This window comes from Paraburkholderia sp. BR10936 (genome assembly GCF_040965735.1).
Lineage (GTDB): Bacteria > Pseudomonadota > Gammaproteobacteria > Burkholderiales > Burkholderiaceae > Paraburkholderia > Paraburkholderia nodosa_A.
The window spans coordinates 265,381-289,307 of sequence record NZ_JBFRCM010000006.1; the positions used below are offsets into that span (position 1 = coordinate 265,381).

Genomic DNA, 23,927 nt, shown 5'->3' on the forward strand with positions numbered 1-23,927 from the left:
TCGCACGCCTTTGAGAATCAAGGTGTTCGCCGACTATCTCTTCAGCTATCTGGCCGGCTGTTGATTCCTATGTTGCCTTACGTCGATGCATCGAAGGTTAGGTGCATCCGCTCATCATTGTTCAGGACAATCAATGATTCCGCGGCGCTCGCCATGGCGCGCGTGCAAAATCATTTCCGGATGAAGATCGCATCATGACAGGAGCGTCCGTCGTGGATCTCGCTGGATATGAGCTGGTGCCGCTGCGCGATGACAGCGATTTTTCACTGTATCGCGCCCGCAAACGCAGCCATCCCGGCTCGGTGCTCACGCTGGTCGCCAGACGGGCGGACCCGGTGGGCGTGAAGCGGCTCGAGCGCGAATACGCCCTCGCCGAGCTGCTCGATTCCAGCTGGGCAGCGCGGCCGCTTGCGTTCTACCGGCACAGGGAGCCGCCCATGCTCGTCCTCGACGACGACGGCGGAGAACCACTCGATCGCTCGCTTGCTGGCCCGTTCGAACTCGCACGGCTGTTGCGCATTGCGGTCAATCTCGCGAAGGTGGTCGGCCACGTGCATCGATGCGGCCTCGTTCACAAAGACATCAAGCCAGCGAATGTGCTCGTGGACAGTGGCGGCAACGTGCGCCTCACCGGCTTCGGTATTGCTTCGCAACTGGCGCATGAACATCAGCCGCCTGCACCGCCCGAGATCGTCGCCGGAAGCTTTGCCTATATGGCGCCTGAGCAGACCGGTCGCATGAATCGTTCGATCGACACGCGCAGCGATCTCTATTCGTTCGGCGTCACGCTGTACGAGATGCTCACCGGGGCGCTGCCGTTCAAGGCCTCGGATGCGATGGAGTGGATTCACTGCCATATCGCGCGCAAGCCCACGCCGCCCCGGGCGCGCCGCGACGCAATTCCACAGGCGCTCGAGGGCATCGTGCTCAAGCTGCTCGCGAAGGCCGCCGAGGACCGCTATCAGACCGCGGCGGGACTCGAGGCCGATCTGCGTTCTTGCCTCACGGCATGGGAAGCGCACCATCGCATCGATCCATTCCCACTGGGGGAGCACGACGCGTCCGACCAGTTGCTGATTTCCGAAAAGCTGTACGGGCGCGAGCCGCAAATCGAAGCGCTGACCAGCGCGTTCGATCGCGTGGTGGGCAGCGGCTCGGTCGAACTGGTGCTTATCTCGGGCTATCCGGGCATCGGCAAGTCGTCGGTCGTGAACGAGCTGCACAGGGTGCTCGTCCCGCCGCGTGGTCTCTTCGCATCCGGCAAGTTCGACCAGTACCGGCGCGGCATTCCGTATGTGCCATTCGCGCAAGCCTTCCAGACACTGGTGCGCAACCTGCTGAGCAAGCGGGAAGCCGAGGTCGTGCCGTGGCGTCGCGCACTGATGGAAGCACTCGGGCCTAACGGTCAGCTGATCGTGAATCTGATTCCTGAACTTGCGCTCATCATCGGCGAACAGCCGGCTGCGCCGACGCTGCCGCCGCAAGACGCGCAAAACCGCTTTCAGATCGTATTTCGACGCTTTCTCGGTGTATTTGCGCGGCCGGAGCATCCGCTCGCCTTGTTTATCGACGATCTGCAATGGGTGGATACGGCGACGCTCGACCTGCTCGCGCATCTCGCCACGCATCCGGACGTGCGGCACGTGCTGCTCGTGGGCGCCTATCGGGACAACGAGGTCGACGCTTCGCACCCGTTCGCGCGCACGCTGGAGTCGATTGCCCGCGCCGAAGGCAAAGTGCAGCAAATCGAGCTTGCGCCGCTCACGAGGGACAGCGTGACACAACTCGTGGCGGATGCGCTGCACTGTGACCGCGCGAGCGCCGCTCCGCTGGCGGAACTGGCACATGAAAAGAGCGGCGGCAATCCGTTCTTCACGATTCAGTTTCTAACCGCGCTCGCCGATGAAAACCTGCTTGCATTCGACCCGCGCGCCGCGAAATGGGGCTGGGAACTGCCGCGCATTCGCGCGAAGGCCTACACGGAAAATGTCGCCGATCTCATGGCGGGAAGGTTGGGCCGGCTGCCGCCCGCGGTGCGCGACGCATTGGGCCAGTTGGCGTGCCTTGGCAACGTCGCCGAAGTCGCCGCGCTGGCCTGGGTTCAGGGCGGCTCCGAAGAGAAGCTGCACGCGGACCTGTGGGAAGCCGTGCGAACGGGGCTCGTCTTTCGCGAGGCCAATGTCTATGAATTCGCGCACGATCGCGTGCAGGAGGCAGCGTACGCGCTGATTCCCGCCAACGACCGTGCTGCCGCGCATCTGCGGATCGGGCGGGCACTGGCGTCGCGCACGCCGCCGGACGCACTGGAAGCTGCGATTTTCGACATCGTGAACCACCTCAATCGCGGCGCGGCGCTGATCGCGGACGCAACGGAGCGCGAGCAGGCGGTTGCCTTGAACCTCGTCGCGGGCAGGCGGGCCATGGGGTCGACGGCCTATGTGGCCGCACGCGGCTATCTTGCGCAAGGCGTGGCGTTGCTGTCGCCCGATGCGTGGACGCAACGCTACGAGAGCACGTTCGAACTCTATCTCGCGCTTTCGGAGTGCGAATATCTGGTGGGCGACTTTGCGAAAGCAGATGCCCTGGCGGACATGATGCTCGCGAGAGCCCGCTCCAGTCTCGATCGCGCCAGGGTCTACAGCTTACGCATCGAGTTGTACCAGCTTGCCGGACGATATGACGAAAGCTTCGCGGTCGCGCTCGTTGCGCTGCGCGGCTTTGATATCCACTTTCCCGAGACCGAAGAGGGTATTCAGGCGGCGTTCCATGCCGCCCTGCACGACGTTCAGGTCAATCAGGCGGCCCGTGCCATCGCCGAACTCGTCGCGGCACCGGTGGCGATGGACCCCGCGATCCACGCGATCGTCAATCTGCTCCTTCAGGCGATGAACTGCGCGTTTGCCGCGCGGCCCGCGTTTTATCCGCTCATCACGCTCAAGGCGGTCAATCTGTCCTTGCAGCATGGCATGACCGATAACTCGAGTTTTGCGTTCGGCAATTACGCGCTCATGCTGGTTTCGCTGATCGGCGATATTCCCACGGCGGTTCAGGTTTCGGAGATGTCACTGAAGCTCAACGAGAGGTTCGGCAATCGGCACCTGAATGGAAAGCTGCTTCATCTGTATGGCGCCCATGTCAATTTCTGGCGCCGCCACATCGCCGCGAATCTCCCGGTGCTGGAAAGGGCGACCGCCGAGTGCATGGAAGTGGGCGATTTCGTTTTTGCCGGCAACGTGGCGTTCAATGCCGTCTGGCAGTCGCTCGAGAGCGGCGCTGCGCTCGAAGACGTGCAGGCGATCGCCGAGAAGTACGCGTCGCTCATGCGGCAGAGCCACAACGACGCCGTCTACGAACTGGTTCGGGTCGAACGGCAATGCGTCATCTGTCTGCGGGGCAGGACCACTAAACCGTTCGATTTGAATGACGAGACCTTCGACGAAACCGCCTGTTTCGAGGCGATCGTCAGGTCGAATTTTGGTTGCGCCATTGGCGTCTATCGAATCATCAAGGTCATGCTCGCGTTTCTCGACGGCCGCTACGTCGACGCGCTGGCGGCCGTGCAGCAGGCGCAGGCCGTGCTGAATTCGGTGATGGCGCTGGCGATCGAACCGACCTTTCACTTTTTTCATATGCTCACCTTGACGGCCCTTTTTCCCGAGTCATCTCCCGAGCAGCAGGAAATGTACAAACGCATGCTCGCAGAGACACTCGAGAAGTTTGAAATGTGGGCCGGACAGTGTCCCGAAAACTATCAGAACCGCCATGCGTTGCTCAGCGCGGAATTCGCGCGTCTGGAGGGGCGCGAGCTCGACGCCATGCGCCTGTACGAGGAGGCCATTCGCTCTGCCCGCGAGAACGGCTTTGCGCAGCATGAAGGACTTGCGAGCGAACTGGCGGGCCGTTTCTACTTGCGTATGGGCCTCGCGACGAGCGCCGAAGGTCATTTGCGCAATGCGCGCCGGTGCTTCGACGCGTGGGGCGCGCAAAGCAAGATCATGCAGCTCGACAGCGAATTCCCGCGCCTCGCCGACCTGGAAGGGAGCACGCTGACGTCGACGCACAGCTTCGACTGGCGCGAGTTCGACGCAGCAACACTGCTCAAGGCTTCTCACGCGCTCTCCAGCGAGATCGAACTGAAGCGGCTGGTCGAACGCCTGATGACGATCGCGCTGCAAACCGCAGGCGCCGACCGTGGGCTGCTGATCGTGCCCGAGCAGCCGGACGGCTACCGCATCGAGGCGGAGGCGCGTATCGACGGCAACGGGATCGAGGTGAGGCGATTACCAGGCAGCGGCTCGGCCACCCCAGCCGCGCTACTGCGCTACGTCATGCACACGGGCAAGCGCGTCATCATCGACGATGCCGTGACGTCCAGTCTCTTTCCCGAAGACGGGTATCTGGCGAGCGGCGCCACGCGCTCCGTGTTCTGTCTGCCGCTCGTCAGGCAGGGCGAACTCAGTGGGCTGCTGTATCTGGAGAACACCGAGACCTCGCACGTGTTCACCGCACGCCGCTCCGCACTGCTCGATTTGCTCGCGTCCCAGGCCGCCATTTCCCTGGAGAATACCCACCTGTATGCGGATCTTCAGGAACGCGAAGCAAAGGTGCGGCGCCTCGTGGACTCCAATATCATTGGCATCCACATCTGGGACTTCGAAGGCAATGTCGTCGAAGCCAACGATGCGTTTCTGCGCATCGTGGGCTACACGGCCGCAGACCTGCGCTCCGGGCAGATTCGCTGGCCCGACCTGACGCCGCCGGAATGGCATGAGCGCGACGAACAGGTGAAGGCCGAATTGCAGGCCACGGGTAGCGCCAAACCGATCGAGAAGGAATATATACGCAAGGACGGCAGCCGCGTGTCCGTCATGGTCGGCGCGGCGGCGTTTGGCGACCGCGAGGGGCAGGGCGTCGCGTTCATACTCGACCTGACCGACCAGAAGCGCGCGCAACAGGAAGTGCAAGACAGCGAACGACGCTACCGCGAACTCCAGACGGTGCTGGCGCATTCGAACCGCGTGGCGACCATGGGGCAGTTGTCGGCGTCGATCGCGCATGAAGTGAAGCAGCCGATCACCGCCATCGCGGCGTACGCGAGTGCAGCCTTGCGCTGGCTCGCGGCGCGCCCGCCGAATTTCGACGAAGTGCGTCTCGCGCTGACCCGCATCGTCGCGGATAGCGACCGCGCCAACGGCATCGTCGACAGGACCCGCGCCTACTTCAAGAAAGAGCCGCTGCGCACCGATGGGCTCGACGTCAACGACATGATTCGGGAACTGATCGCGCTCGTGCGCGGCGAAGCCAGCAAGTGCGGGGTCGAACTCACGGTGCAACTCGCCGAGGGCTTGCCGCGCGTGCAGGGCGACCGGGTGCAATTGCAGCAGGTCATGCTCAATCTGATGATCAACGCCCTCGAGGCGATGAGCGAAGTGAAAGCCGGCGAGCGCACGTTAGTGATCCGAACCGGCAGGAATGACGATAACGAACTTTGCATCACCGTGCAGGATTCCGGGCCGGGACTCGCCGCCGGCAACCTCGAGGGCGTATTCGAGGCGTTCTTTACCACCAAGCCCGACGGTCTCGGCATGGGGCTGCCCATCTGCCGCTCGATCGTGCAAAGCCACGGCGGGTGCCTGTGGGTGACGCCGAACGCCCCCGTTGGCGTCAGCTTCCATTTCACGCTTCCTGCACAAGGTAACGCTTCGCCCCCAGCGCGCATTTAGCGCCGCCTCGCGAAACCATTCGACCCTTCGGATCGCCGCGATTTCCGCCTTGTCGCGATGGCCGGAAACGCGCCGGGAATGTCCCCAAACCGTCGCAGCTAGTCCCTCGGCCGGGAGCCGTAAAACGTAGACTGTTCTCGTCGGCGGTCAATGACTGCCGGTCCTGGCGGGGAGTCATGGAGATGCCCGGCCACTCGACTTGACGCGCGCTGCGATGCGGACTCTCTTCGGTCCGCGCGCAGTGCCCAGATTCCCTAAAGGAAGGTCGTATGAGCGAAGCAAACCAGGGCGCGGTGCGCCAACTGAAACATTTCATCGACGGTCAATACACCGCTGGCGTGAGCGGGCGATTCAACGACGTCTACGATCCCGCGCAGGGCCGCATTTCGGCGCGCGTGCCGGTTGCGAATACCAGTGAGGTTGCCGCCGCCGTCGCGGCCGCCAAAAGCGCGTTTGCGGCGTGGAGCGAAACCCCGCCGCTCAAGCGTGCGCGCCTGATGTTCAAGTTCAAGGAACTGCTAGAGGCGCATCTCGACGAAATCGCCGAACTCATTACGCGCGACCACGGCAAGCTGTTTTCGGACGCGAGGGGCGAAGTCATGCGCGGCATCGAAATCGTCGAATTCGCGTGCGGCATTCCGAACCTGCTCAAGACCGGTTTCACCGATCAAAGCAGCAGCGGCGTCGACAGCTGGAATTTGCGTCAGCCCGTAGGCGTGATTGCGGGCGTCACCCCGTTCAATTTCCCGGTGGTGGTGCCGTGCTGGATGTTCGTCATGGCCGCCGCGACCGGCAACACGTTCATCCTCAAGCCCTCGGAGCGCACGCCGTCGTCGTCGATCCGGCTGGCGGAACTCTTCATCGAGGCGGGCTTCCCCAAAGGCGTGTTCAACGTGGTGAACGGCGACAAGGGCACCGTCGACGCGCTGATCCAGCATCCCGATGTGGCCGCGATGTCCGTCGTCGCCTCCACGCCGGTGGCCGAATATATCTACGCAGAGGGCGCCAAACGCGGCAAGCGCGTGCAGGCGCTGGGCAGTGCAAAGAATCATCTCGTCGTCATGCCAGACGCGAATCTCGATCAGGCCGTCGATGCGCTGATCAACTCCGCATACGGCTCGGCGGGCGAGCGCTGCATGGCGACCTCGGTCGCGGTGGCGATAGGCAGCATCGGCGACGAACTGATCGAGCGTCTCGCGCCGCGCGTGCGCGCGCTGCGCATCGGCGCGGGCATGGAGCCCGATCTGGACATGGGGCCGCTCATCAGCGCCGCGCATCGCACCAAGGTGCTGGGTTACATCGATGCAGGCGTCGAGGCTGGCGCGAAGCTCGTCGTGGACGGGCGCGGCCATACCGTGGCGGGACACGAAGAGGGCTTCTTCCTGGGCGGCTCGCTTTTCGACGACGTGAAGCCGGATATGAAGATCTATCGCGAAGAGATTTTCGGGCCGGTGCTTTCGGTGGTTCGCGTGCCGGATCTGGCCAGTGCTATCGAGCTTGTCAACGCACACGAACTCGGCAATTGCGTCACGCTGTTCACGGCCGATGGCTCCGCGGCACGCACGTTTACGCGGCAGATTCAGATCGGCATGGTGGGCATCAACGTGCCGAGTCCGGTGCCGTCGGCGTGGCATTCGTTCGGGGGCTGGAAGCGCTCGCTGTTCGGCGATCATCACGCCTACGGCGAGGAAGCCGTGCGCTTCTACACGCGCTACAAGAGCGTGACGCAGCGCTGGCCCGGCAGCATCGACAAGGGCGCGGAGTTCGCCATGCCCGCTTCGAAGTAAGTCGGGCGCGGCGTGAAAACGCCGCGCGCGCTTGAAGATGGCCGGCGCGGTCATGGCCGGCTATCTCGCTTTGCAATTTGCGTAATCGATTTTTCGAAGCGAACGTTAGCTGGCCGTGATCTTCTGAACCCATTGGCTGCGCCAGGCGGGCGCTTCAAAGGGATCCGAAAAATATTGGGTCTCGTGAACGACCTTGCCGTCATGGAATTCCATGATGCTCACGGTGAAAGCGGATCGCCCCTGGTAAGCGATGATGTATTCGGTCACCCACAGATTGCCTTCGCCCTGCATTCGTCTGACTTCGAAACCGGACGGCTTGCCGGGATGATGGCCGCGCAGGGCCTGCAAATTCCTGCGCCCGAGAATGCGTTCGCCGGATTGAGGGTAGTCGCAGATGGCGTCGTCGGCGTAGATGTCGTGTTCGGCTTCGAGATCGCCGGCCGCCGACGCCTGCCAGTGCGCATTGAGCGCTTCACTTATGTTCGTGTGTTGCATGAAACACCTCCGGGACAAAGTACGGCAACACTTCGCTGTGCAACTCGTCGAGTACGTCGGCGTAAGGGCGCGGCGTGACTTTCGGATTCAGCGCGACGTGGCTCACGCCCGCTTCGCGTGCCGCTTCGAGAAAATGTCTGAGCGAACGGCTGCCGATAGCGAAGCCGCCCTTGATGGCGCGGAACGGGTAATCGGGCCGCGGATGCAGATAGAGGTACCCGCCAAAGGCAACCGGTTTGAAGGCTTCGCGGCCCATCGACCGGGCGACCTGGTCTTTCCAGTTGCGCACGAATGCGTCGAGCGCGGCGGGGCCGGGCACGAAGCCGAGGTAGCCGTCCATATGTGCCGCGATCCATTCGAGGCTCTGCTGTGCCCGGCCGACGGCAATGGCCGGGGTGCGTCCGTAAGGCGGCTTGGGCAACATGTCGAGCGTGCCGCCCGATTTACCGAAGCGTGGCGAGGAAAACACGGGAAAGGGCTGCTCGCTCACTGTTCGATAGGTCTCGAACGCGTCGCGAAACCGCTCGCCACGCGTATCGAAGTCGATGCCGAAAACGGGATACTCGGAAGGTCTGTCTCCCGAGGACATCCCTAACAGAAGCCTTCCATTCGTCAACTGGTCGAGTGAATTCACCTGCTTGGCCAGCAAAAGCGGTTCGCGCATCGGCAAGACGATGCCTGTCGTGCCGAGCGCGATTTCCTTCGTCACTGCCGCGAGGCTGGCGATATACACCAGCGGCTCGAAGATCTGGCCCGCATCGCCATACGCAGGATCGTAGAACGGAATGTCGCGCATCCACAGCGCGGCCACGCCCATTGCTTCGGCGCGCTGAGCCATGGCGATGTGATCGCGCATGGTCGGAACCGGCGAGTCCGGATGCGTTTCGAGCGGCAGGATCAGTCCGACCGTGAGCGCGTCCTCGCGAAACACGCGGCGCCACGCGGGCTGCGCTGAAAGCGCATGCTCGGCGGGCGCGGAAGCCTTCATTGCGGTGATTGCTGACATATCCATTGCGTTTCGCCTTGCGCTTTCCCATTTGCGAACCAAGGTTACGCACGAACGGCGCTGATAAAAACCACCGGCGATGAACAACAGTTGATACTCGCGCTCAATAACGCGGGGAATTCAAACAGCGGACATGCGCGCCTTGAGGCGCGGCGACATGAAGTCGAGAAACGCGCGCAGCTTGAGCGGCAGCGGCGTTTGGCCGGCATGGACGAGATGGATCGGCATGGGCGCCAGCCCGAAGGTTTCCAGAACGAGCTGCAAGCGGCCTTCCTGCACGGCGTTCGCGACCTGATAAGAGAGAACCCGCGTCAAACCGGTCCCGAGCGTCGCGGCATCGATGGCCGATTCCGCCGTGTTTGTCACGAGCCGCGCGTGGATCGGCACGTTCTGCTCCGACTTTTCGCCGGCAAACGTCCACGTGCGCGACGCATTGATTCCCTCGAAACCGATGCACGCATGATCGGCGAGATCAGCCGGGTTTTGCGGCGTGCCGCGCTCGGCGAGATACGCGGGGCTCGCGCACACCACAGGGCGCGTTTCGCCGAGGCGTATCGCCACGAGACTGCTGTCCGGCAGCTGGCCGATGCGTACCGCAACGTCCACGTGGTCTTCGAGAAAATTGACGTTGCGATCGGTCAGCACGAGGCGGGCGTCGATCTCCGGATAGTGCGCGAGAAAGGCCGCCATCACAGGGACCACATGCAGCCGCCCGAAGACCACGGGCGCCGTGGCCACGAGCGAGCCCTTCGGCGCCGCGTATTCGCCGGTCACGGCGCGTTCGATTTCGCCGATGTCCTCGAGAATGCGCCGGCACGACGCGACATAAGCCTCGCCGGCCTCGGTGAGCGAGAGGTGCCGTGTGGTGCGATGGAGCAGGCGGGTCTTCAGGTGCGCTTCGAGATCGCCGACCTTGCGGCTGACTGTCGCCAGCGGCTGGCCGAGTTGCCGGGCCGCGGCTGACAAACTGCCTGCATCGACGACTGCGACCAGGATGGACATCCCTTCGAGACGGTCCATGGTCTTCTCGATCACTGGAAGGGAGATTCCCGATGTTAGCGGATTCTCTTCCGGCGCGAGCGCGCAGCGCCTTTGCGCGCGCGGCTCAGGCCGTCATGCGCTCTCGGCGTTGACGAGTTCGCCCGCAGTGCGCTCGCGCAGGCGCGGCGATGCGAAGTCGAGGAACGCGCGCAGCTTCAGCGGCAGGGGTGCTTGCCCCGCATGCACGAGATTGACGGGCAGCGGCGCGGCTTCAAATGTGTCGAGCACGACGCGAAGCTCGTTGGCCCGAACGGCGCGTGCAACCTGGTAGGACAGCACGCGTATCAAACCCACGCCGAGGATCGCGGCTTCGATGGCGGCGTCCGCCGTATTCACGGCAAGCCGCGAATGAACGGGCACGGACTGCTCTGACTTGCCGGAGCCGAAAGACCACGCCCGCAGCGACGCGAGCGCCTCGAAGGTAATGCATTGATGGCCTGCCAGGTCCGCGGGTTCGGCTGGCAGGCCGTGCTTCGCGAGATAGGCGGGGCTGGCGCAAATGACGCGGCGCACCGTGCCCACGCGCGTTGCGATCAACGTGCTATCGGGCAACTCGCCAATGCGGACCGCGACGTCCGCGTGTTCATCCATCAGATGAACGACACGATCGGTCAGCAGGAGATTGATGTCGATCTCCGGATACTGCGCGAGGAATTCCGCCACCACCGGCACCACGTGCAAGCGGCCAAACGCAACGGGCGCGGTGACCACGAGTTCGCCTTTGGGCGCGGCGTATTCGCCGGTGGCTGCGCGCTCGGCTTCGCCGATGTCTTCGAGAATGCGCCGGCACGCGGCCACGTATGCGGCCCCGGCTTCCGTCAATGAAAGCTTTCGCGTCGTGCGGTGAAAGAGACGCGTCTTCAGGTGTGCTTCCAGTTCCCCAACCTTGCGGCTGACCGTGGCGAGCGGCATGTCGAGATGCCGCGCGGCAGCCGAGAGACTGCCCGCATCGGCGACCGAAACGAGGATGGCCATGGCTTCGAGGCGATTCATGGACCCTATCAAATAGTGGAAGGATGAATCTTGATCGTGAGGGATTCTCTTCGTAAATGCAAGCGCGTAACGTTCGACCTCAATCTGGATCGCGGCAATCCGCTGCAAAGACCGGAGAAATTCAACGAATAAGGAGGTTGTCGTGAGCGGCTTATCCAGCACCCCAGAAAGTGCAGCAACGCCCGCCGTCGCATCGCGCGGCAAGATCGTCATGATGGCGGTCGTCGCAGGAGCAGTGATCACAAACATCTACTGCACGCAGCCGATCCTGCCGCTGATCGCAGCGGGTCTGCAGGTCAACATCACAACGGTGGATCTCGTCGCAGCGGCGGCGCTGCTCGGCTTCTCGACCGGTCTCGCGTTGCTGCTGCCGCTTGGCGACCGCTTCGACCGGCGCAAGCTCGTGCTCACTCAAATCGCGCTCGCACTCGTTTTCGCGGCGACAGCGGCGGTGGCGCCCGGTATCTGGGCACTGATCGCGGCTTCGTTTGCGCTTGGCATCGTGAGTTGCGTGCCACAGCAGCTCGTGCCCTTCGCCGCCGTCATGTCGTTGCCGAGCGAGCGGGGGCGTAACGTCGGCACCGTCGTGAGCGGCATCATGGTCGGCATCCTCGTCGGCCGCACGATCGCGGGCGCAATTGGCGCGGCGTGGGGCTGGCGCGCGGTGTACGGCGTGGAAGCCGCGTTCATGGTGCCGGTCTTTATCGCCGCCGCTGCGTTGCTGCCGAAGGGCGTGCCCTCCACGAATCTTTCGTATGGACGTCTGCTTGCTTCGCTGTGGCCGCTCGTTCGCGACAATCGCCCGATTCGCGAATCGATGATTATCCAGGCGCTGCTGTGGGCCTGCTTCAACGCCTTCTGGGTCAATCTCGCGGCGCTGCTCAAGAGCGGGCCGTGGCACCTCGGCAGCGCGTGGGCGGGCGGCTTCGGCATCATCGGCGCAGCCGGCGCGTTCGCCGCATCGCTGGGTGGCAATGCCACCGACCGCGTGGGCTTTCGCAAGGTCATCGGCGCGAGCATCGTCATCGCGACGCTCGCCTACGTGCTTCTTTCCGGCGCGGCCACGTCGCTCACGCTGCTGATCGTGGGCGTGATCGTGCTCGATATCGGCGTGCAGTCCGGTCTCGTTTCTAACCAGACTCGCGCTTTCTCAGTCGATCCGAAAGCACAAGGCCGAATCAACAGCCTCTATATGACGGCCACGTTTTTCGGCGGCGCAGTCGGTGCGACGGTCAGCGGCTGGCTCATGAGCCGCTTTGGCTGGTCGGGCATCGTCGCCTTCGGCGTTGTGCTCGGAATTGTGGCTTCCGCTATCCACTGGATCGGTGCGCCTCGCGAGTCCGCGGGCCGGATCCCATCAAACGCAGATTGATTCAAGGCATCGAGAATCTGCTTGCTGGAATCCGCCGCGGTTAGGGGCGATGCCAGCTTCAATACTGGAATTATCATGATTGGCATCGTGCGCGTCGCGCTGAAACGGCCTTATACATTTGTCGTTCTGGCCGTGTTTATCCTGATCGTCGGCGTTTTGTCGGCGTTTCGTACCCCTACGGATATTTTTCCTCCGATCAATATCCCTGTGATTAGCGTGGTATGGCAGTACACGGGGCTTTCGCCCGACCAGATGGAAGGTCGCGTGATGGCTCCGTATGAGCGGGTGTTGACGACCACCGTGAACGGCGTTCAGCACATCGAAGGCACGTCGCTTACCGGCTACGGCATTGTCAAGATCTTCTTTCAGCCTGGCACCAACATTGGTACCGCGAATGCGCAGGTGACCGCCATTTCGCAGGAGATTTTGAAGCAGCTGCCGCCCTCGGCGACGCCGCCGTTCATTATCAATTACAACGCTTCGACGGTTCCGATCATCCAGCTCGCGCTTTCGGGCAAGGGCCTCTCGGAACAGAATCTGGCGGACCTCGGCAAGAACCAGTTGCGGCCGATTCTCGCGACCGTGAACGGCGCTGCGATCCCGTTTCCGTTCGGCGGCAAGGACCGCCAGGTTCAGATCAACATCAAGCCGTCCGAACTCGAAGCGCGCTCCTTGTCGGCCGAGGACGTGCTCAATGCGTTGACGGCGCAGAACCTCGTGACGCCGGTCGGCACCGAAAAGATCGGCAACTACGAGTACACGCTGCAGCTGAACGACGCGCCGGAGACGATCGCGGCCATTGCGAACCTGCCGATCAAGTCCGCCAATGGCACCGTGGTGCACATGCACGATGTGGCTGACGTGACCGACGGCAGCCCGCCGCAGCCCAATATCGTTCACGTGGAAGGCAAGCGTTCGGTGCTGCTCACCGTGTTCAAGAACGGTTCGGCATCCACATTGTCGATCATCGGCGGCATTCGTCAGAAGGTTGCCGACGCGAAGGCCTCCTTGCCGGACGCGCTCCAGATCGACGCAATTGGCGACCAGTCGATCTTCGTGCGGTCTGCAATCAAGGGCGTGGCGCGCGAGGGCTTGATTGCCGCCTTGCTCACGAGCGTGATGATCCTGCTGTTCCTGGGTAGCTGGCGCTCGACGATCATTATCGCGACCTCGATTCCGCTCGCGATTCTCGGGTCGATTTCAGTGCTCTCGGTGCTCGGCGAAACGCTCAATATCATGACGCTCGGCGGGCTCGCGTTAGCGGTGGGGATTCTCGTGGACGACGCCACCGTGACCATCGAGAACATCAACTGGCACCTGGAGCAAGGCAAGGACGTCGAAAGCGCGATTCTCGACGGCGCGGCACAAATCGTGACACCCGCGTTCGTCTCGCTGCTTTGCATCTGCATCGTGTTCGTGCCGATGTTCTTCCTGAATGGCGTGGCGAGGTTCCTGTTCGTGCCGATGGCCGAGTCGGTGATCTTCGCGATGATTTCCTCGTTCATTCTCTCGCGCACGCTCGTGCCGACGATGGCGAAGTACCTGCTGAAGTCCCATGCGAATGAGCAAGGACATCACGAGTCTGCCGGCGTGTGGGCGCGCTTTCATCGTGGCTTCGAGCAGCGCTTCGAACGCGTGCGTGCGAACTATGCCGCGATGCTCGAACGGGTGCTGGAACGTCGCCGCACGTTCGTGATTGGCTTCTTTGCATTCGTTGTGGTGTCGTTCGCGTTGATGCCGCTGCTCGGGCGCAACTTTTTCCCTGACGTCGATGCGGGCCAGATCCTGCTGCACGTGCGTGCGCCCGTGGGTACGCGTGTGGAGCGAACCGCCGAGATCTTCGCCGAGGTGCAAGCGCAGGTGCGCGCGACGATTCCGCCGTCCGAACTCGGCACCGTGGTGGACAACATTGGACTTTCCACCAGCTCCATCAATACGGCCTACAACAACACGGGCACGATCGGCCCGCAGGACGGCGACATCCAGATCTCGCTGAAAGAAGGCCATGGGCCGACGGCCGCTTATGTGCGCAAGCTGCGCGAATCGCTGCCGCGCGCGTTCCCCGGCGTGACGTTCTCGTTCCCGCCCGCGGACATCGTGAGCCAGATCCTGAACTTCGGTTCGCCCGCACCGATCGACCTGCAGATTCGCGGCAACAATCTGCCGGCCGACTTCGCCTACGCGAACTCGTTACTGCGTCAGATCCGCCACGTGCCCGGCGTCGTCGATGCGCGCATCGAGCAGTCGCAGGCCAATCCGCAGTTCAATATCGACGTCGATCGGGACCGCGCATCGCTTCAGGGCCTCACCGAACGCGATGTGACCAACAGCCTCGTGGTGCACATGGCGGGTTCGAGCCAGATCGCCCCGACCTACTGGCTCAACGCGGCCAATGGCGTGGAGTATTCGATCGTGCTGCAGACGCCGCAGTACAGCGTGGATTCGCTCTCGTCGCTCGTGAATCTGCCGGTGAGCGGCGGGGCCGAGGCCAACGATGGGCAAATTCTCGGCGGGGTCGCGAGCATTCACCGCACGGCCAGCAACGAAGTGGTGAGCAACTACAACGTGCAGCCGATGGTCGAGGTGTTCGCCACGACCCAGGGCCGCGATCTCGGCGCCGTCGCCGCCGACATTCGCCACATCGTCTCGGCCAATGCCAAGGAAGCGCCCAAGGGGGCGAAGGTCGTTCTGCTTGGCCAGGCTCAGACGATGAACAACGCCTTCGGCGGGTTGTCGTTCGGGATTCTGGGCGCGGTTGTGCTGATTTACTTGCTCATCGTCGTCAATTTCCAGTCGTGGTCCGATCCGCTCGTGATCGTGGCGGCATTGCCTGGTGCGTTGGCCGGCATCGTCTGGATGTTGTTTGCGACGGATACCACGCTCTCGGTGCCCGCACTGACCGGCGCAATCATGTGCATGGGCGTGGCTACGGCCAATTCGATTCTGGTGGTGAGTTTCTGCCGCGAACGTCTGACCGAGCACGGCGACGCGTTCAAGGCTGCATTGGAAGCCGGTACGACCCGGTTTCGGCCGGTCCTCATGACGGCACTCTCGATGATCATCGGCATGGCGCCGATGGCATTGAGTCTTGGCGAGGGCGGAGAGCAAAACGCGCCGCTGGGCCGAGCGGTGATTGGCGGACTGCTGTTCGCCACTGCCGCAACGCTTTTTCTCGTGCCCGCTATTTTTTGCATGATCCACTCGCGTCGGGGTCGCACATCGACGGCCGCGCAGATTACCGGAGATTCGATCCATGTCCTCTGAACCCACAACGCGCGCCGCACTCGCGCAGCGTCAGCTTTCTTTAACAGGCATCGTTGGCGGTGCGCTCGCCGTCCTCATCGTGGCTGGTGGCGTCTCGCTTCGCATGAAGCATGAGCACCAGCTCAAAGACTGGACCGAGGCGCAAGCCGTGCCGTCCGTGAATGTCGTCGTGCCCGCGCCAGAGGCGCCGGGCGGCGCGCTGGATCTGCCCGGCAGACTGGAGGCTTTCGAAAGCGCGCCCATCTATGCACGCGTGAGCGGATACCTGAAATCGTGGAGCGTCGACATCGGCACACCGGTGAAGGCAGGCCAGACGCTCGCCGAGATCGAAACGCCCGAACTCGATCAGCAGTTGATCCAGGCGAAGGCCGACCTCGCGAGCGCGCAAGCCGATGCCGCGCTCGCGAAAACGACCGCGGCACGCTGGCAAAGTCTTCTGGACTCCGATTCAGTATCGCGCCAGGAGGTCGATGACCGCACGCAGGACTACGTGGCGAAGCAGGCCCGCGTGGCGGCAGCGCAGGCCAATCTGGACCGGCTGGTCGCGACCAAGAGCTTCGCGCGGATCGTCGCCCCGTTCGACGGCGTGATCACTGCACGCAACACCGACGTTGGCGCATTGATCAATGCGGGCGGCGGTACGGGGCCGCAACTCTTCTCTGTATCGAGCGTGGACAAGCTGCGCGTGTACGTACGCGTGCCGCAGGAATACGTGCCGGCGGTCAAGCCCGGTGGAACTGGCACCTTCACCGTACCGGAGTATCCGGGCAAGACATTCACCGCCACGGTGGTGGGTCAGGCCGACTCGGTGAACGCCGCATCGGGCACGTCGCTCGTCCAGCTGATGGTCGATAACCCCGGTCATTTGCTGTTGCCGGGCGACTTCGTGAATCTGCATTTTTCGCTGCCGGCGCGCGCCAACGCACTGCGGGTGCCGGCGAGCGCGCTGATATTCGACAACCGGGGGCTGCGGCTGGCCACTGTCGATCGCAGCGACACCGTTCACTTCAAACCCGTTTCGATCGTGCAGGACCTCGGCAACGCGGTCGATATCGGCTCGGGGCTGGCGCAGAGCGACCGCGTGGTCGACGCGCCGCCCGATGGTCTTGTCGAAGGCGACCATGTTCAGGTGATCGGGCCCACGGCCAAAGGTGGCAAGCATGACTAGGTATCTGAAACTCGCCACGCTGGTGAGTGCCGTGGCGCTTGCCGCGTGCTCGCTCGCGCCGCACTACGAGGTTCCGGAAACACCCGTGGCCGCGCAGTACCAGACCCAGGGACCATGGACCGTGGCCAGCCCCGCTGACCAGCTCGATCGCGCGGGATGGTGGAAGCTGTACAAGGAGCCGGAACTCGACGACCTCGAGCAACGGCTGATCGCGAATAACCCCGACCTGAGCGCGGCGCTGTTTCACTATGAGCAGTCGCAGGCGTACATCAGGCAGGTCAAGTCGCAGATGTACCCGCAGGTTTCCGCTGTGGGCAATGTCCAGCGCGACCGCGAGTCGGACTCGCGGCCGTTGCGCAGCCCGACTGGGCCGACCGATTACAACTCAGCCACGCTGGGTGTCGAAGTCGACTACGAAGTGGACCTTTGGGGACGCGTGCGCGATTCCGTCGCCGCAAGCAAGGACGAAGGTCAGGCGTCGAAAGCGGATCTCGCCTCGACGCAGTTGAGCCTGGAAATCGAGCTGGCCCGAAGCTATATCGACATGCGGGGTCTCGATCAGCAGATTCAGCTGATCGAGGGGACCCAGGAGGCGTACCAGAAGGCGCTCGACCTGACCCGCAACCGGCATGGCGCGGGCATCGTGTCAGGTCTCGACGTGGCGCGCGCCAGCAACCAGTTGTCATCGGTCCAGTCCGAACTCACCCAGATCAAGGCAAGGCGCGCATTGCTCGAACACGCGGTGGCGGTGCTGGTCGGCGCTTCGCCTTCTGAGTTCCAGCTCGCACCGAGTACCGATTCGATCGCGTTGCCCGTGATTCCGGTCGGGGTGCCGTCGACGTTGTTGCAAAGGCGGCCTGACGTCGCCGCAGCCGAGCGGCGCATCGCGGCGGCCAATTCAAAAATTGGCGTGGCGCGCGCGGCGTATTTCCCGACGCTCACGCTCAGCGCGCAGGGCGGCGTGCAAAGCTCGGTGCTCGGCAATCTGCTCAGTCTTTCCAGTTCGTATTGGGCGATCGGACCGTCGCTGGCGGTGTATCTGCTGGACGGCGGCAAGCGCCACGCGCAGCTGGATTCGGCGAAGGAGGCCACGGCGGAGGCGGGGGCACGCTATCGCAGCGTAGTGCTGGCGTCGTTCCGGCAGGTGGAAGACAACCTCACGTTGCTCGACGATCTGGGCACCGCGACGAATCAGCAGCAGGACGCCGCCAATGCCGCCCAAACCGCGCTCAACCTGGCGCTCGCGCGCTATCAGCGCGGCGCGGTGAGCTACCTGGATGTGGTCGAGGCTCAATCGGCCGAGCTGGAAGCGCAACGCAGTGTCATCGCGCTTCGCACGCGGCAACTGGATGCGAATGTCGACCTCATTCACGCGCTCGGCGGCGGCTGGACCACGGACGACCTGAAGGCCGGTTGAATTTCATACAACAAGGACAGCAACGTCATGAACCTGCTTGACATGATCGATTTCCCGAGCAATCTGCGCGAACTGGATGAGCGTGAGCTTCAGCGCCTCGTGGACGAGGTTCGGGAATTCGTGATCGAAAGTGTGTCGAATACCGGCGGCCACCTGGCATCGAACCTCGGTGTGGTGGAGTTGTCGGTTGCCCTTCACTATGTATTCGACACGCCGCAAGATCGCCTGGTGTGGGACGTGGGGCACCAATGCTACCCGCACAAGATCCTGACGGGCCGAAAAGCGGCCATGGCAAGCGTGCGGAAAGTGGGCGGGATGGCCGGTTTCCCCGCGCGCGAAGAGTCGCCTTACGACGCGTTCGGTGTCGGGCACGCCGGCACGTCGATTTCGGCGGCGGTCGGCATGGCCCTGGGCCTGCGCGGTCGGGACGCCCGCGTCGTTGCGGTGATCGGCGATGGCTCATTGTCCGCGGGGATGGCGTATGAAGCGCTGAATCACGCAGGGTCCTGCGAAACGCTGCCGCTGACGATCGTTCTGAATGACAACCGCATGTCGATTTCACCGGCGGTCGGCGGACTGAATGATCATCTCGAGGCGCTGGTTACGCGCTGGCGCGACGAAGCGAACGTCCCCATATCCACGCTATTCGAAACGCTAGGTCTGGACTACTTCGGTCCCATCGATGGCCACGATATGGCGAATCTACTCGCCACGCTGCGGGACGCGAAGACACGCAACCGGCCGCACGTCATCCACGTGGTGACGAAGAAAGGAAAAGGTTATCGACCTGCGGAACTGGAGCCCGTTGCGTACCACGGGCCGAGCCCGTTCAAACCCGATACCGGGTTGGTGCGCAAGAAGGGCGGCAAGCTGACCTATAGCCAGGTATTCGGTCAATGGTTGTGCGACGCGGCGGCAACGGATGAGCGCATCTTCGGCATCACGCCCGCGATGAGCGAAGGATCCTGCCTGACCGGATTCGAGCGTCGTTATCCGGATCGCTACATCGACGTGGGTATCGCAGAACAGCACGCCGTCACGCTGGCGGCCGGCCTCGCCGTTGAGGGAATGAGGCCCGTCGTCGCCATCTACTCGACGTTTCTTCAGCGCGGCTATGACCAGCTGATTCACGACGTCGCCCTGCAGAATCTGCCGGTTCTGTTCGCGCTCGACCGCGCGGGGATTGCCGGGGGCGACGGCGCCACGCATCTGGGTGCGTTCGACATCGCGGCCCTGCGTTGCGTGCCGAATATGGTGGTGATGACCCCGTCCGACGAAAAGGAATGCTATCGCATGCTGAACACCGGCCTTGCGTGGCCTGGACCGTGCGCCGTGCGATACCCGCGGGAGACAACGGGATCTGAAGTCATTGAGCAGACGAAAGAAACACTGCCGCTCGGAAGAGGCGTGGTTTGCCGCGTCTCCGGCAAGCGGGACAGCGCGCGGGTGGCGTTTCTCGCGTTCGGGCCCTTGCTCTCGGTCGCGATGGAAGTCGCAAGGGAGATCGATGCGACCGTGGTCGATATGCGCTTCGTCAAACCGCTCGATGAAGACTTGTTGCTGACGGTTGCCAACGAGCACGAGGTGATCGTGACGATCGAAGAAGGCACCGTGCTCGGCGGAGCGGGCGCCGCATGCGCCGAGCGGATCGCGGCGGAAGGGTGGGCCGTACGTATGCTGCGGCTCGGACTTCCCGACGCCTTTGTCCCGCACGGCGACCGTGCCGAACTGCTCCGTTTGAATGGTCTGGGAGTCGCAGGCGTGCGGGAAGCCGTCCTGGCGTTCACCGAAGCGGTAGACCTGCTCGACCCGGTTGAATGACTGCCCTGTGCCTCCGGTTTGGGTTACGCGATGTAAAGAGTGAATTGAGGCTGGCCTGGTTGGTGGCATGGGGCGTTGATCCTATAGTTATCGAGACTGGATATCCAGACAGAGAGGTGAAAAATGAAGTTCGCGATGAAAACTGAAATCCGCCCGGACGATCTTTCGACGATCGTCCATGCGATGAAGTCGGTGGACGCCGACGCGAAGGTCGATGTCGATGTTGGCGCGCAAACCGTGAGCGTCGATTCGTGGTTGATGCCCGAAGAGTTTCTGGTTGCGTTCTACGACGAGGACATGGATGTCGGCATTGCCGAGTGGTAGGAAACAGTCAGCCGTCAGCCACGGTGGCCCGGATGCGACGCATCCTGGCCCATAAACAGCCGTATTGCTGACGCGCGCCGCTTCAATCGTTGTCAGAATTCTTGGAACCCTTTCTCACAGTATTTCCAGGCGCACGTCAAAAGAGTGCCGGGTGGACTGTGCTTCATGCGGAGAACCCGCTGACGCTGTCGTCCACGAGCTGGTAGGGGACATACGCTGTTCTTGAGTCGGAAGGGAAATGATCCGTTGTGTTTGGCCGCTGACCGCATCAGCGCCCGTTTCCGTGCGAGCCTCGTATGTCCCAGAACCCGAATATTGCTCCAGAAAGCTCCCAGAAAGCGCCACTTCCCGGCGAACCGATGTCGGGCGCCGACATCATCTTGCGCGTACTTAGCGAACAGGGTGTCGATACCGTGTTCGGCTATAGCGGCGGCGCGATCCTGCCGACCTACGACGCCGTGTTCCGTTTCAACGAACTGCACGCCGACAAGCCCGAGCGTCAGATCAACCTCGTCGTACCCGCCAACGAACAGACCGCCGGCTTCATGGCCGCGGGATACGCGCGCGCGAGCGGAAAGGTCGGTGTGTTCATGGTGACGTCCGGTCCCGGCGCGACCAATGCGGTGACACCGATTGCCGATTGCAATGGCGACTCGGTCCCGGTGGTTCTCATCTGCGGGCAGGTGCCGCGTGCCGCTATCGGCAGCGACGCTTTCCAGGAAGCGCCGGTGTTCAACATCATGTCGGCGTGCGCCAAGCAGGTGTTTCTCGTTACCGACCCGGACAAGCTCGAACAAACGCTGCGCACGGCGTTCGAAGTCGCGCGCACCGGCCGTCCCGGCCCAGTGGTAGTGGATGTGCCCAAAGACATCCAGAACTGGACCGGCACCTGGCAGGGGCATGGCACGCTGGCGTTTCGCGGCTACTCCGACCGCCTTCGCAAGGTGGCGAAGGGAGCACGTCTCGAAGCGGGCAAGCGCGACGAATTCTTCGATCTGCTGGCGCAAAGCAAGCGCCCGCTGCTGTATGTGGGCGGGGGCATCATCACGGCCGGCACCACGGCGGAATTGCGCCAGTTCGCCGAGCGCTACCGCATTCCCGTGGTCAACACGTTGATGGGGCTCGGCACGATATCCGTGAAGCACGAGTTGGGGCTCGGCATGCTGGGCATGCACGGCGCGGCCTGCGCGAACTACGCGGTGGAAGACTGCGACTTTCTGATTGCCGTGGGCGCGCGATTCGATGATCGGGTCGCCGGTGGCCGCCCCAATGCATTTGCTCCGCGAGCGCGCCATGTTGCGCACATCGATATCGACGAAGCCGAAATCAACAAGGTGAAGCGCGCGCACTGGACTCACGTGGGCGACGCGAAAGACGCGTTGCTTTCTCTGATGCAACACGAAGCGCACGTGCAAGCGCCTTTGGCTTGGCTCGACCACATCAGGGAGCTGAAGCAGCGCTACGGCATGAACTATGACCGCGCGAGCCCGCTCATTCAGCCGCAGTTCGTGGTGGAAAAGCTGAGCGAGATTACCGGCGGCCGGGCCATTGTCACCACGGGCGTGGGCCAGCACCAGATGTGGGCCGCGCAGTTCTTCGATTTCGTGGAGCCGCGCAGCTTTCTCACGTCGGGCAGCATGGGGACAATGGGCTTTGGCCTGCCCGCTGCAATCGGCGCCCAGATGGGACGCCCGGATGCCCTCGTGATCGACATCGACGGTGACGGCAGCATGCGCATGAATATCGGCGATCTGGAGACCGCGACCACGTATGGCGTGCCGGTCAAAGTGCTGCTGTTCAACAATGTCGGTGACGGGATGATCCGGCAGTGGCAGCGTCTTTTCTACGACGGGCGCCTGTGCGTGAGCGACAAGTCGCTTCATCGAAAGGACTTTGTCATGGCCGCGCGTGCCGACGGGTTCGAATTCGCGCAGCGCGTCGAGGTCCTGAGCGAAGTCGAGGAAGCGCTCCGGGCTTTCGTGGCGTTCGACGGTCCGGCTTTCCTCGAAGTCATGATCGATCAGGATGCCGATGTGTTTCCGATGGTTGGGCCCGGCATGAGCTATTCGGAGATGATCACCGGCCCGTTCATCCCGTCGAGGGATGGCGAGGAGTCGGGGGGCGCGCGTGCAGGTCATCAAGCGGCTTCTGACATGTTCTAGGCCAGCATGGCAACGCCACTCTGCTTGTGAAGAGCCTTTCGTCTTTCCGCCATGTAACAAAAGAAGTTCTGGCTACGGCGTTTATCGAGTGAGGCCAGAAACCTATAGTCACTCTGATGGCTGGGAGCGATGCGGGGCATGGGGTCCTGCGGGCCCCGCGTTGTCTCTTCACTTGAGCGAGCAATGAAATTGATCTATGTTGGCGATCCGATGTGTTCGTGGTGCTATGGCTTTGGCAAGGAGCTTTCCGCGCTTGTCGCGCGCGTGCCGGACTTGAAACTGGAAATCGTGGTCGGCGGGATTCGCGCCGGCGCGACCGATGTGCTCGATGCGACCGGCAAGTGTTTCCGGTTGCAGCACTGGCAACGTGTGGAAGCGCTGAGCGGCTTGCCGTTCAATCGCGAAGCGTTCATGGCGCGCGAGGGGTTCGTCTACGATACCGAGCCGATTTGCCGTGCTGTTGTGGCGGCGCGCCGCTTCGCCAGTGGCGATGCCTTGCTTTCGGTGTTCCGTGCGCTGCAGAACGGCTTCTACGTGCAAGGGCTGGATACGACCGACGGTCGCGTGCTGAGCGATATCGCCGTGACCGCGCTGGATGCTGTAGGCGTTCAGGTAAGTGCCGACGCGTTCTACCAGGCGTGGGAAGCAGCGGAAACGAAGGAAGAAACGCAGCGCGATTTCGCCCGTGCGCGAGCGCTTGGCGTCGCGTCGTTCCCGACCTTGATGCTTGAAGAACAAGGCCGGACTTACGCCGTGCATTCGGGCTATGCGAGCGTCAACGTACTCGAAGAAAGGCTCAATGAGATCGAGGGGCCGCTTGCCTGATCGTTTTGATCCGGGTTGTTCGAAGCGGGCTGCGCAAGCGATTGCGCAGCCCGCTTCGAATTGACGGACCGAGTCGGGAATCAATAGGGAGTGTGATGCAATGAACGACAGCAACGAAATCGTCGAACTCGTGCAGCGCTATTTCGATGCCACCTGGCGCGGCGATGTGGAACAGCTGAGAAAGGTGTTCGACACGCGCGCGATCGTGGCGGGGGAGGTGAATGGCCAGCCCTACTACAAGACGATCGACGAGTATCTTGCGGGTGTGGCAATCAGGAAATCGCCGGCCGAATTGGGCGAACCGGTCGAAACAGAACTGCTGATGCTCGATGTCCAGCAGAACATCGCGACGGCGAAACTGCATGTGCGCATGCTGGGTTTCAATTACTACAATTATTTTTCGATCATGCGCCAGCGCGACAGATGGCTCGTCATCACGAAGACGCTGACCAACGTGCAATAAGCGGCCGCCACGCGCCCGCGCCCCGGCGAGCCATCGAGGCCGGGGGCGCGGACAATGCTCAACCGC

General features: G+C 62.8%; 15 protein-coding genes. 11 read left to right on the forward strand and 4 right to left on the reverse strand.

Translation table 11 applies throughout. From position 1 onward, the window contains the following. Nucleotides 1-194: 194 nt before the first annotated feature. Together AB4Y36_RS15735 and AB4Y36_RS15740 are read left to right on the forward strand one after the other, a co-directional pair. On the forward strand, nucleotides 195-5,723 hold the full coding sequence (locus AB4Y36_RS15735; RefSeq protein ID WP_368683486.1) for an AAA family ATPase: 5,529 nt from the start codon (nucleotides 195-197) through the stop codon (nucleotides 5,721-5,723). Between the two features lie 269 nt (nucleotides 5,724-5,992). Next, complete coding sequence (locus AB4Y36_RS15740; protein ID WP_368618690.1) at nucleotides 5,993-7,510, forward strand: CoA-acylating methylmalonate-semialdehyde dehydrogenase; 1,518 nt, start codon at nucleotides 5,993-5,995, stop codon at nucleotides 7,508-7,510. Between the two features lie 105 nt (nucleotides 7,511-7,615). Here AB4Y36_RS15740 and AB4Y36_RS15745 read toward each other — a convergent pair whose 3' ends face one another. The 4 genes from AB4Y36_RS15745 to AB4Y36_RS15760 form a co-directional block, all read right to left on the reverse strand. After that, nucleotides 7,616-8,005: a nuclear transport factor 2 family protein gene (locus AB4Y36_RS15745; RefSeq protein WP_368618689.1), complete on the reverse strand. Its 390-nt coding sequence runs from the start codon at nucleotides 8,003-8,005 to the stop codon at nucleotides 7,616-7,618. After that, nucleotides 7,983-9,017, reverse strand: coding sequence for an LLM class oxidoreductase (locus AB4Y36_RS15750; RefSeq protein WP_368683487.1), 1,035 nt, complete (start codon nucleotides 9,015-9,017; stop codon nucleotides 7,983-7,985). Before AB4Y36_RS15750 ends, AB4Y36_RS15745 begins: the two co-directional genes overlap by 23 nt. A 114-nt stretch (nucleotides 9,018-9,131) precedes the next feature. Further along, complete coding sequence (locus AB4Y36_RS15755) at nucleotides 9,132-10,031, reverse strand: LysR family transcriptional regulator (RefSeq protein ID WP_368683488.1); 900 nt, start codon at nucleotides 10,029-10,031, stop codon at nucleotides 9,132-9,134. 93 nt (nucleotides 10,032-10,124) lie between these two features. Then, nucleotides 10,125-11,045 carry a LysR family transcriptional regulator gene (locus tag AB4Y36_RS15760; protein ID WP_368683489.1) on the reverse strand — a complete coding sequence of 307 codons (921 nt, stop codon included), beginning with the start codon at nucleotides 11,043-11,045 and terminating at the stop codon, nucleotides 10,125-10,127. Between the two features lie 142 nt (nucleotides 11,046-11,187). On the opposite strand from AB4Y36_RS15760, the gene AB4Y36_RS15765 reads away from it, so the two are divergent. From AB4Y36_RS15765 to AB4Y36_RS15805, 9 genes are all read left to right on the forward strand, one after another. Next, entirely contained in the window at nucleotides 11,188-12,417 is a 1,230-nt protein-coding gene (locus AB4Y36_RS15765; protein WP_133179329.1) for an MFS transporter, read from the forward strand. Nucleotides 12,418-12,492: 75 nt separating this feature from the next. Then, complete coding sequence (locus tag AB4Y36_RS15770) at nucleotides 12,493-15,681, forward strand: efflux RND transporter permease subunit (protein ID WP_368618687.1); 3,189 nt, start codon at nucleotides 12,493-12,495, stop codon at nucleotides 15,679-15,681. Next, entirely contained in the window at nucleotides 15,671-16,849 is a 1,179-nt protein-coding gene (locus tag AB4Y36_RS15775) for an efflux RND transporter periplasmic adaptor subunit (RefSeq protein ID WP_368683490.1), read from the forward strand. Before AB4Y36_RS15770 ends, AB4Y36_RS15775 begins: the two co-directional genes overlap by 11 nt. Continuing rightward, nucleotides 16,842-18,266: an efflux transporter outer membrane subunit gene (locus AB4Y36_RS15780; RefSeq protein WP_368683491.1), complete on the forward strand. Its 1,425-nt coding sequence runs from the start codon at nucleotides 16,842-16,844 to the stop codon at nucleotides 18,264-18,266. Before AB4Y36_RS15775 ends, AB4Y36_RS15780 begins: the two co-directional genes overlap by 8 nt. A gap of 27 nt (nucleotides 18,267-18,293) precedes the next feature. Then, nucleotides 18,294-20,087 (forward strand): 1-deoxy-D-xylulose-5-phosphate synthase, encoded by a 1,794-nt coding sequence (gene dxs / locus AB4Y36_RS15785; protein WP_368683492.1) that lies wholly within the window; start codon nucleotides 18,294-18,296, stop codon nucleotides 20,085-20,087. Between the two features lie 123 nt (nucleotides 20,088-20,210). Further along, nucleotides 20,211-20,411 (forward strand): hypothetical protein, encoded by a 201-nt coding sequence (locus AB4Y36_RS15790; RefSeq protein ID WP_069265958.1) that lies wholly within the window; start codon nucleotides 20,211-20,213, stop codon nucleotides 20,409-20,411. Between the two features lie 296 nt (nucleotides 20,412-20,707). After that, on the forward strand, nucleotides 20,708-22,573 hold the full coding sequence (ilvB, locus tag AB4Y36_RS15795; RefSeq protein ID WP_368683493.1) for a biosynthetic-type acetolactate synthase large subunit: 1,866 nt from the start codon (nucleotides 20,708-20,710) through the stop codon (nucleotides 22,571-22,573). A 183-nt stretch (nucleotides 22,574-22,756) separates the two neighbouring features. Continuing rightward, entirely contained in the window at nucleotides 22,757-23,398 is a 642-nt protein-coding gene (locus AB4Y36_RS15800; RefSeq protein ID WP_368618685.1) for a DsbA family protein, read from the forward strand. A 100-nt stretch (nucleotides 23,399-23,498) separates the two neighbouring features. Then, nucleotides 23,499-23,861: a nuclear transport factor 2 family protein gene (locus AB4Y36_RS15805; protein WP_368683494.1), complete on the forward strand. Its 363-nt coding sequence runs from the start codon at nucleotides 23,499-23,501 to the stop codon at nucleotides 23,859-23,861. The last annotated feature ends 66 nt before the right edge of the window (nucleotides 23,862-23,927 follow it).

Bases quoted from the DNA above. Each gene is read 5' to 3' on its own strand.
- AB4Y36_RS15735 (WP_368683486.1), top strand. From the start codon at position 195: ATGACAGGAGCGTCCGTCGTGGATCTCGCTGGATATGAGCTGGTGCCG.
- AB4Y36_RS15740 (WP_368618690.1), top strand. From the start codon at position 5,993: ATGAGCGAAGCAAACCAGGGCGCGGTGCGCCAACTGAAACATTTCATC.
- AB4Y36_RS15745 (WP_368618689.1), bottom strand. From the start codon at position 8,005: ATGCAACACACGAACATAAGTGAAGCGCTCAATGCGCACTGGCAGGCG.
- AB4Y36_RS15750 (WP_368683487.1), bottom strand. From the start codon at position 9,017: ATGGATATGTCAGCAATCACCGCAATGAAGGCTTCCGCGCCCGCCGAG.
- AB4Y36_RS15755 (WP_368683488.1), bottom strand. From the start codon at position 10,031: ATGGACCGTCTCGAAGGGATGTCCATCCTGGTCGCAGTCGTCGATGCA.
- AB4Y36_RS15760 (WP_368683489.1), bottom strand. From the start codon at position 11,045: ATGAATCGCCTCGAAGCCATGGCCATCCTCGTTTCGGTCGCCGATGCG.
- AB4Y36_RS15770 (WP_368618687.1), top strand. From the start codon at position 12,493: ATGATTGGCATCGTGCGCGTCGCGCTGAAACGGCCTTATACATTTGTC.
- AB4Y36_RS15775 (WP_368683490.1), top strand. From the start codon at position 15,671: ATGTCCTCTGAACCCACAACGCGCGCCGCACTCGCGCAGCGTCAGCTT.
- AB4Y36_RS15780 (WP_368683491.1), top strand. From the start codon at position 16,842: ATGACTAGGTATCTGAAACTCGCCACGCTGGTGAGTGCCGTGGCGCTT.
- dxs (WP_368683492.1), top strand. From the start codon at position 18,294: ATGAACCTGCTTGACATGATCGATTTCCCGAGCAATCTGCGCGAACTG.
- AB4Y36_RS15790 (WP_069265958.1), top strand. From the start codon at position 20,211: ATGAAGTTCGCGATGAAAACTGAAATCCGCCCGGACGATCTTTCGACG.
- ilvB (WP_368683493.1), top strand. From the start codon at position 20,708: ATGTCCCAGAACCCGAATATTGCTCCAGAAAGCTCCCAGAAAGCGCCA.
- AB4Y36_RS15800 (WP_368618685.1), top strand. From the start codon at position 22,757: ATGAAATTGATCTATGTTGGCGATCCGATGTGTTCGTGGTGCTATGGC.
- AB4Y36_RS15805 (WP_368683494.1), top strand. From the start codon at position 23,499: ATGAACGACAGCAACGAAATCGTCGAACTCGTGCAGCGCTATTTCGAT.